Annotated in this window: 9 protein-coding genes and 1 pseudogene; 6 read left to right on the plus strand and 4 right to left on the minus strand. The window is 61.6% G+C overall.

Annotated features, from left to right (window positions below):
• Positions 1-263 precede the first annotated feature (263 nt).
• Both QZY03_RS18315 and QZY03_RS18320 read left to right on the plus strand, forming a co-directional pair.
• Positions 264-446, plus strand: coding sequence for an HU family DNA-binding protein (locus QZY03_RS18315; RefSeq protein ID WP_295583596.1), 183 nt, complete (start codon positions 264-266; stop codon positions 444-446).
• A 92-nt stretch (positions 447-538) separates the two neighbouring features.
• Complete coding sequence (locus tag QZY03_RS18320) at positions 539-820, plus strand: HU family DNA-binding protein (protein WP_295583597.1); 282 nt, start codon at positions 539-541, stop codon at positions 818-820.
• Between the two features lie 392 nt (positions 821-1,212).
• On the opposite strand, the gene ihfA (QZY03_RS18325) is transcribed toward QZY03_RS18320, so the two are convergent.
• The 3 genes from ihfA (QZY03_RS18325) to QZY03_RS18335 all read right to left on the minus strand — a co-directional run bounded on the left by ihfA (QZY03_RS18325) (position 1,213) and on the right by QZY03_RS18335 (position 3,207).
• On the minus strand, positions 1,213-1,557 hold the full coding sequence (gene ihfA / locus QZY03_RS18325) for an integration host factor subunit alpha (RefSeq protein WP_295583598.1): 345 nt from the start codon (positions 1,555-1,557) through the stop codon (positions 1,213-1,215).
• Between the two features lie 639 nt (positions 1,558-2,196).
• The gene (locus QZY03_RS18330) at positions 2,197-2,817 is read right to left on the minus strand and encodes a hypothetical protein (protein WP_295583599.1); all 621 of its coding nucleotides are present in this window, start codon (positions 2,815-2,817) and stop codon (positions 2,197-2,199) included.
• Positions 2,818-2,889: 72 nt separating this feature from the next.
• Positions 2,890-3,207 carry a hypothetical protein gene (locus QZY03_RS18335; protein WP_295583600.1) on the minus strand — a complete coding sequence of 106 codons (318 nt, stop codon included), beginning with the start codon at positions 3,205-3,207 and terminating at the stop codon, positions 2,890-2,892.
• Positions 3,208-3,402: 195 nt separating this feature from the next.
• Between QZY03_RS18335 and QZY03_RS18340 the strand changes: the two genes are divergently transcribed.
• Both QZY03_RS18340 and QZY03_RS18345 read left to right on the plus strand, forming a co-directional pair.
• Positions 3,403-4,110 (plus strand): glycosyltransferase family 2 protein, encoded by a 708-nt coding sequence (locus QZY03_RS18340; RefSeq protein ID WP_295583601.1) that lies wholly within the window; start codon positions 3,403-3,405, stop codon positions 4,108-4,110.
• A complete protein-coding gene (locus tag QZY03_RS18345) occupies positions 4,107-4,931 on the plus strand; it encodes a sterol desaturase family protein (RefSeq protein WP_295583602.1) in 825 nt (274 codons plus the stop codon). The genes QZY03_RS18340 and QZY03_RS18345 overlap by 4 nt, the downstream gene beginning before the upstream one ends.
• Before the next feature lie 590 nt (positions 4,932-5,521).
• Here the strand turns inward: QZY03_RS18345 and ihfA (QZY03_RS18350) are convergent.
• A pseudogene (gene ihfA, locus QZY03_RS18350) lies at positions 5,522-5,876 on the minus strand (integration host factor subunit alpha).
• Positions 5,877-6,304: 428 nt separating this feature from the next.
• Here ihfA (QZY03_RS18350) and QZY03_RS18355 point away from each other — a divergent pair.
• Together QZY03_RS18355 and QZY03_RS18360 are read left to right on the plus strand one after the other, a co-directional pair.
• Positions 6,305-7,363, plus strand: a complete 1,059-nt coding sequence (locus tag QZY03_RS18355) for a PDDEXK nuclease domain-containing protein (protein ID WP_295583603.1) — start codon at positions 6,305-6,307, stop codon at positions 7,361-7,363.
• A gap of 473 nt (positions 7,364-7,836) precedes the next feature.
• Positions 7,837-8,115, plus strand: a complete 279-nt coding sequence (locus QZY03_RS18360) for a hypothetical protein (protein WP_295583604.1) — start codon at positions 7,837-7,839, stop codon at positions 8,113-8,115.
• Positions 8,116-8,292 lie beyond the last annotated feature (177 nt).

The following is an 8,292-nucleotide window of genomic DNA, read 5'->3' on the forward strand; positions in this document are numbered from 1 at the left end:
CCAGTCCGGGAGGGATACAGAAAATGACTGTCTGAACCGTCCGGTTTCACAAAATTTCACGAATGTAGTGCCACTGACCAATTTTTTCCGCTGTAAGCGGATGATCTTAAGAGAGAAATAATCTGAGGTGTTAAACTTGGGTTAGGAACTCCGGTATGACCCAGTCTAAGCTCATCAAATGATTCGTCCGTGCCTACGACGACGTGCCGGAGCAGGATATCGCGTCGGCGATCAATCGGCTGCTGCAGTAAATAACTGACGCCTTGGCCAACGGCGAGCGCATCGAGATCCGCGGTTTCGGCAGTGTCTCGGTACGTCACCGCCAGCCGCGTCAGGCCCGCAACCCAAAGACCGGCGCGGTGTTTGTGACGCGGGTGACCCATGCGCTCTACTTCAGACCCGAGCAGGAACTCAAGAAGCGGGCCAACCGCGGACGGGACGCCTGATGCACGGCACGCACCCGGCGCGGTTCACATCCGCGCGCGAGGCCAATCGCCGGGAACCCGACCAACCTTTACTCATCATTCGAGGTCTTTCCATGAACAAAACAGAACTCATCAATGCCGTGGCCGCCAAGAGTGGGCTCAGCAAGATCGCGACGGCGGAGGTGGTGGACGCCCTGCTCGACACACTCAAGGACGCCCTGGTGCAAGGCCACGCGGTGCAACTCATGGGGTTCGGCAATTTCGAGATCACGGAGCATGCAGCGCGTGAAGGGCGCAATCCGGCCACGGGCGCACCGCTGAAGATCGCCGCCAAGAAAAGCGTCAAGTTCAAGCCGAGCAAGGCTTGGAACGAGGCCGTCGCGTCCGGCGGTTGAGAGCGGCTTCGGGCGCCTGACCGCGGACGGCTCGCGGCGTGGGCCGTCCTCGCGCGTCTGATAGAATGAGTTCTCCCCTATGTCCTCATATTGCAGCTTCGCTCCCCCTGGGCCGATTTCCAAGATCCGCTCTGTTTTCCGGAAGGGTATCGAGACACGCGCCAGCGGACGTGCCGAACTCCGTGGTGCAGGCTGTTCCTTCGTCCGCTCACATAAATAGCGTTGGCGGCAATCGCAAAAGGGCGCCGTTGGGCGCTCATCCGGCCGTCCGCGGCGCGCCCCCAGGCCCGCCGGCGGACCGGCCACAACTGCGGGAACGCCCGCTTCCCGCGTCGCTCCGGCGACTCGGCACTTGCTGGCGCGCCATCCCCAGCGGCCTGAACCTGGCGTGCTCAGGTCGTGGCGGCCCGTTCGCCGGACCCCACAGCGTCAGCGCTCGGCTGCGCGGACCCCGCATAAGCTTCGACCCGGGCCTTGAGCTTCTGGCCCGGCCGGAACGTCACCACGCGGCGGGCGGTGATCGGGATCTCCTCGCCGGTTTTCGGATTGCGCCCGGGGCGCTCATTTTTCTCGCGTAGATCGAAGTTCCCGAACCCGGACAACTTAACTTCCTCGCCACGCTCTAGCGCCGTGCGGATTTCCTCGAAGAAGCTTTCGATGAGGTCCTTCGCCTCCCGTTTGTTGAGCCCAAGCGCGTCGAACAGGTGTTCTGCCATGTCGGCTTTGGTCAGGGCCATACGTTCAATCCCGTCGTTGTGGGCCAAAAACTGACTCAAGACGGGTCAACCAATGTCCACCGTCTAAGTCGCCCTATCTGATCTGCAAGTGTCTGAGAAGTCGATCGTAAAATCAATCCGAAAACGAAGCGATGGCGGACGCGGCGGCGTTTGATGTCGGTATGGGGTCGGGGTTGATTGATTCATGCGGGGTATCGGGGTCGAACCTCCAGGCCCCCGGGGCGGCCGGAGCCAGACCGCCACGCCGACGGGGCTTTGGGGCATGGCCCGCTGGACAAGGCATTGGGGGGTTCAATCCTCGTGACGAGGCAGCACTTTATACCAATCGACATGCGGCTCTTGGTGATGCTAAACACCTGTTTTAGATCAATCGCGGCACGCGAACTGCGAACAAAACGCCCGCTCTGTCAAGCGTGCCATCTGGTCTCTCCCCCAATGCAGGAGGTCAGCAACGCCATCGGCATCGGACAGGAACAGGGCTCCGTGCTGGGGTGACGCGCGCCCGTTCCGGCATCGTTCTATCTGGCAAACCACTGTTTAATCTCGAAGCAGGCCATTCGCTGGAGCAGACTGCACATCGGCAACGGCTGCTATGGCACCTGGTGGCAGCTTCGCTCTTATTGGGCCTCCTGGCTCCAGTCAGAGCCGATACTCGTCCAGCCGATCCGGGCTGGTACTGTCATCCCCGAAGCCCCAACCCGTGGCCTCATCGTCCAGCACCCAGGCCACGACCTCCAGCGGGTTCTCGCCATCGGCCAATTTCTGTTCCTCTTCGTGAATCAGGACAAACCCCGCCCCAAATGTCTCCCCGGCCCGCAACCGGCGCGCGCTATCGACGACCGACGAGACGCGGGCGAGTTGCCCTCTGAGTGTCGCGTTCTCGCGCTGCTTCGTATGCAGGGCTTCGGCCAGAAACCCCAGTAGACGCAACGAGTCGCTCCAGCGTTCCCGCAATTCGGTGAGGGTGCGTTCGATGACGGCTGCCGCCAGCGCGCCGTCGCGGACCTGATACTCCACGAAGACGCCATGGGCGATGACGAAAAAGAGCGTCAACGTGCGCACGTGCTCGGCATCCGTGCGGTAGACGGGCGCGCCCTGTGCGCCCAGATGCAGGACGTCGAAGAAGACGCGGACACCCGGTGGAACCCCGCCGATCCAGTCGCCCGGACGATAACGGCCAAGTATGCAATCGAAACGCTTGGTCTGGATTTCGAGCTCCCGACCGTCCAGTTCGATGTAGAGCGAATCGAACATGCCCATGCTCGGTGCCTCCTCAAAACCCGGTTGTTGCGCGCGCCTTAGATAGACGCACGGGCGGTAAAGCCGCGTGGCTCAGACCTTGCGTAAACAGCGGGCCGCCGCCTTCCCGACCATCGCGTCGTTCATCACGCCGTGCCCCAGGTCGGCCATGACCTCCGGCCGGGCGCGGCCCAGCACGATGTCTCCCCGCCACTGCTGGACGCTGGAGAGGAAGAAGCAGGTCCGCCAGGGGATGGCGCCCAGCCGCTCTGGTCGCAACCGCTCCAGCCCGCGCTCAACATCATCGCCGGCCCCAACGGCGCGGGCAAGATCACCTGCGCGCGCGCTCGCTATGGCGGCCGGGCGCGCGACTTCGACGCCGCGTGCATCATCCGCAGGGGAGAGGAACAATGTCCTGCGGCTGACGCACCGGGTCGTCCCCCCGTGTCGGACGGTCCGGTGGATGGCCAGGATGGCGGGGGGTGTGCCGACATCCGGCCGGACGGCGCGACTGTTTCGGGCCTGGACGGGATCATGGAGGGTTTTATCAAATCCCGACGCACCCACCTACTGAACTTAGCCCCCTAACTTCGACGTAGCTTCCCAATGCGGCCAATTTCCGTCGTCGTCCCGACCCGGCGCCTGGGCGCGGCGTTGCGCGAGCGCTGCGCTGGGACGGCCGCGTGTCTTCCCGGCGCGGAGCTCATTCTCTGCGAGCCGGACGACCTGGGTCCGCTCGCGGTGGCGGCGCCGCTGCCGGCGGGCTGGCGACTGGTCAGGGCGCCGCGCGGTCGTGGAACTCAGTGCAACGGCGGGGCCCGCGTGGCCACGGGCGAACTGCTGATGTTCCTGCACGACGACACGGACCTGCCCCAGGATGCCGGAGCGGTCCTCGAGGCCGCCTTTCGCGACCCCGGCCTCGGCATGGCCTGCTTCCGGGTCGCCTTCGATCAGCGCCACTGGCTGCTCGGCGCCTATGCCTGGGGCTCGCGTTTCGAGTCGCGGCTGACGACTTTCGGCGATCAGGCCATGACCATCCGGCGCGACCTCTTCACGACCGTCGGCGGCTTCCCCGACTGGCCGCTGTTCGAGGATGTGGAGCTGGCCCGCCGCGTACGCCGGTGCAGCCGCGTTGCCAAGCTGCCGAGCGCGGTGACCACCTCGGCCAGCCGCTTCCTGGCCAACGGGCCGGCGCGACAGCAACTGGCCAACGGACTCTTGCTCGCACGCTTCCTGCTGGGCGCCCCGCCGGAACGCCTCGCGGCCCTCTACGAACGGCAACGCGGCGCGCTCCCACGGGGTGATGCAGCGTGAGTCTCGACCTGTGGGTCGGCCTCGGCGTCCTGGTGGGGCTGTTTATGGTCGAGGGTGCGCTGCCCTATGACCAGACCCGCGACCGACGCGCTGTCCATGGCGTCCGCAATCTTGGTCTGGCCATCGCGAGCGGCGTGGTCGGTGCGGCGCTGGCACCGCTCCTGCTTGGGGCCATGAGTTTCGGCAGCGCGCAGGGTTGGGGACTGTGTCCGCGGCTTGACCTCGGCGGACTCGGCGGCGCCCTGATCAGCTTCGTGCTCTTTGATCTCTGGATGTATGGCTGGCACCGCGCCAATCACCGCATCCCCTTCCTGTGGCGCTTCCATCGCGTCCATCATACGGACCCGGCCATGGACTGCACCACGGCGCTGCGCTTTCATCCCGGCGAGATCCTGCTGTCCGGCCTGGCGAACCTGCCCGTGATCGTCGCCCTCGGCATGAGTCTTCAGACCTTCGTCCTCTACAAGGCCGTCATGGTCGCCGTGATCCTTTTCCATCACAGCAATCTGGCCGTGCCGGCGCGCATCGACCGGGGGCTGCGGCGGCTCATCGTCTCGCCCTCCATGCACCGCGTGCACCACTCCGAGATCCGGGCCGAGACGGATTCCAATTACGGCACCATCTTCTCTTTCTGGGACCGGTTGTTCGGATCGCTGCGGGTGCGCGAGGACACCCAGGCGATCCGGTTCGGCATCGGCCGCTTCGCGGGCGACGCCTGGCAGCGTCCGCTGCGGCTGCTGACCATCCCGTTCCTGGCGGAGTGGCCGCCGGGACCGCCGACTGGGACAAGGGCTGCACCTGTCCCGGCAAACCGGCCATGAACCCACGCTTGCGGCGCTTCTTTATGGGGGGTAGTCCTGTAATCTGTAGGGTCGGCCCCGCAGAATCGACAGAAAACCATGGAAACTCAGAAGATTACCGCTTCCGGCCTCCTTGGCGGACCCGTAGATTGCAGCACTACCGGTTCCGGGGGTGGCTGAAGGTTTGCGACGCGGTTTTTTGTGCGCTTGTCGGCTGATTCCGCGATCAAACGTCGAGACGCTCATAACCTGTCGGAAAATAAATGTTTCTCGACCGGCCGCATCATTGCGGGCGTTTCACGCAATGGCGGATCATGCCATGACAGCGCGTTCTGCCCCTTCTACGGATTATTCGCAAACGCTGTTCGTGGAGCGGAATCAGTAACCGGTCAAGGCACGTGGGGCACGCTTGGCCGGGTGGTCGTTAGCCGCCTAGAGCATGGCCTCTGGGCCGACGCTTCTGGCGCCGGGGCGCTCGATCGTGAGGATCGGCGTACGCAGAACAATGGCCTCGCCGCAGCGAGCAGCGCCGGGTCGGCAGGCGGTGCTGACGGCGGAGTGTCGGGAGACGCACCAGCGGGAGGGTTCGCGCCAGATGCGCTGAAAGGGGTTCAGGCCGCGGAGAATCGTTCGCTGAACGCCGCAGCGTCGCCGCTCGGCTGCGCGGCTCCCGCATAGGCTTCAACCCGTGCCTTGAACTTCTGACCCGGGCGAAACGTCACGACGCGGGGCGCGGTGAGTGGGATCGCTTCGCCGGTCTTCGGATGGCGCCCGGGACGCTTGTTCTTCTCCCGCGTCACTGCGTCACTCGAAATTCCCTAATCCGGATAGCTTGACCTCCTCGCCGCGCTCCAGTGCCGTGCGGATTTCCTCGAAGAACGCCTCACTGAGGTGTTTGGCCTCCCGTTGGTTGAGCCCCCGTTCCTGGAACAGGTGCGCGGTCATGTCGGCTTTGGTCAAGGCCATACCGTCAATCCTCAGCGGTGCGGGAACATCGACTCAGGACGCGTCAGCACAGACCCCACCGGCCAAGCCGCTGCTTGAGCGGTCATTGTCCGCGCACACTCTTGCATAATCATTCACAATACAAGACCATTTTCAGTGGCCTCGCAATTGATGTGAGCAATGGGGTTAGGTCCGCGAAGCGGCAGCGGCCGTCCGGAGGTCGTAGCACGGCGACTTGGCCGCGCCGGCCCGCCTCGGTCAGGTTCTGCGCCATCTGGTCACGTTTCCTCGGACCTGATCGAGGTCTCGCTTGCGCGGTCGGGGCGCAGGTCGTTCCGCGGTCGCTCAGGCCAACGGCGATGGCTTGCCATTGAGGTCGCGGAAGGTCGCGTGTTGTCCGGTTCGGCTTGCGGTAAAGGAGGAACAGACTTCGGTTCAGGAGATAAGCAATGAGCAAAGCACCCGACGATGGCATGGGGGTCGAGTCGGCAGCGCTGAACGGACTGGTGGGCCAGTTGCGTGGCCTGATCGCCCAGGCACGCGCCCAAGCGCTGCGTACCGTGGATGCCGTTCAAGTGCGTGCCTGCTGGGAGATCGGCCGCCATATCGTGGAGTTCGAGCAGCAAGGCCACGCCCGTGCCGCTTATGGAGCACGCCTGTTGCCGCAACTGGCGGAGCGCCTGTCGCATGAGTTCGGCGCGGGTTTCGATGCACGTAACTTGCGCCATATGCGCAGCTTTTTCCAAGCGTTTCCATTTTGGGACGCAGTGCGTACCGAATTGAGTTGGACGCACTATCGCACGCTGCTGCGCGTGGATAGCGAGGCCGCAAGGCAGTGGTATATGAACGAGGCCATTATCCAGAACTGGAGTTCACGAGCGCTGGAGCGTCAAATTGGTACCCTGTATTACGAACGCCTGCTGTGCAGCCAAGACAAGGCGGCCGTCCAGGCTGAAGCCAGCAGTCAATTAGCCCCCTTGAATCAATCCCCGCGTGCGTTTGTGCGCGACCCCGTCCTACTTGAGTTTTTGGGCTTACCGGGTACGGGCCGTTTGCTTGAAAGCGAGTTGGAGCAGGGCTTGATGGACAAGCTGCAAGCCTTCCTGCTAGAACTGGGCAAGGGTTTTGCCTTTGTCGCGCGGCAGCAGCGCATCAGCACCGAGAGCAAGGATTTTTATATCGACCTTGTCTTTTACAATTACTTACTGAAATGCTTCGTACTGTTCGACCTGAAAACTGGCGAACTGACGCATCAGGACATCGATCAAATGGATATGTATGTGCGCATCTACGACGATCTGAAGCGTAGCCCCGATGACAACCCGACGGTAGGAATTATTTTGTGTTCGCAAAAAGATGCTTCAGTCGTACGCTATTCGGTTCTCAATGACAGCGAGCAACTGTTCGCGAGCCGCTACAAGCTGGTTTTGCCGTCCGAGGATGAACTGCGCTGCGAGTTGGAGCGCGAGCGCGCGGCTTTGCTGGCCCAAGCCCAAGAAGGGGTTTGACAATCTTCCGAACGGAAACGTACGCCAAGGTGTCACAGGTGGATTTTTAACGCTGTTTTCTAGGGCCTCATCAAACGACGTTTTCTGGTACTGCCCGCCGCTGGAGAACAAAGACGCGGAAATCCCGCGAAATCTGCCTCAAGAACTCGGCGCAGCATTTAATATCTTAGAAACGCATGTCGTAGCGAGGTTCTTGCGACCGCCAGCAGGCGCTTATCACTAATTCCCGTAACGAAGAATGTCAGACTCCCGGTTGGAGGCAATGCGGGTCCCGCCACCGCGGCGCGGGCGGTGGACCTATGTGAAAATGGCCAACCTGACCAAGCGACTGGATGCTGCGGTTTGAGACGCACCGGCAAGGCCGTTGGCGGACCGGAATGCGGACGACTGAACGGACCGGCCACAGAGGCGCGCCGACACGTGCCACCAACGGTACCATCGTCGGGCGCTACGTAAGTTAAAGGCGCACAAGAATGACGTTATCTAACAACGACTCCGCAGCGACGCAAAGAGATCAAGCACTTTCAATTCTCGATAAAAATCGATCGATTCTTTCTCAGCTGTTTAAGGAATGCTATCTTTCAAAAGGCAGAGGTGCTTTGTTGGTTTATGCGGAAAATGTTATCGAAAGAGGGCTTCCAACCAAGCATGAGTACAGAGGAAAAGAAGAGCTTTCTGATATATTCGATGATCTTGAGTCTCGATCTCCGCTAGAAACTAAGTACATCAATATATTCGCTATGAGCGCTTAATTATTTATCTTTCTTTTAAATCAATGCTTTGCAATTATTGGCGCCTACAAATATGTCACTTGAAGTACTTATGATCGATACATATAATCAAAAAAGAGAAGGTATTTTGATACTCATCACAAGTTCTGCTAATGCCACTTATTTTGTTACTGTAAAGCTTGTGTGAATGCGGATGGC

The organism is uncultured Lamprocystis sp., assembly GCF_903933125.1.
In the GTDB taxonomy this organism is placed as follows: Bacteria; Pseudomonadota; Gammaproteobacteria; order Chromatiales; family Chromatiaceae; genus Thiodictyon.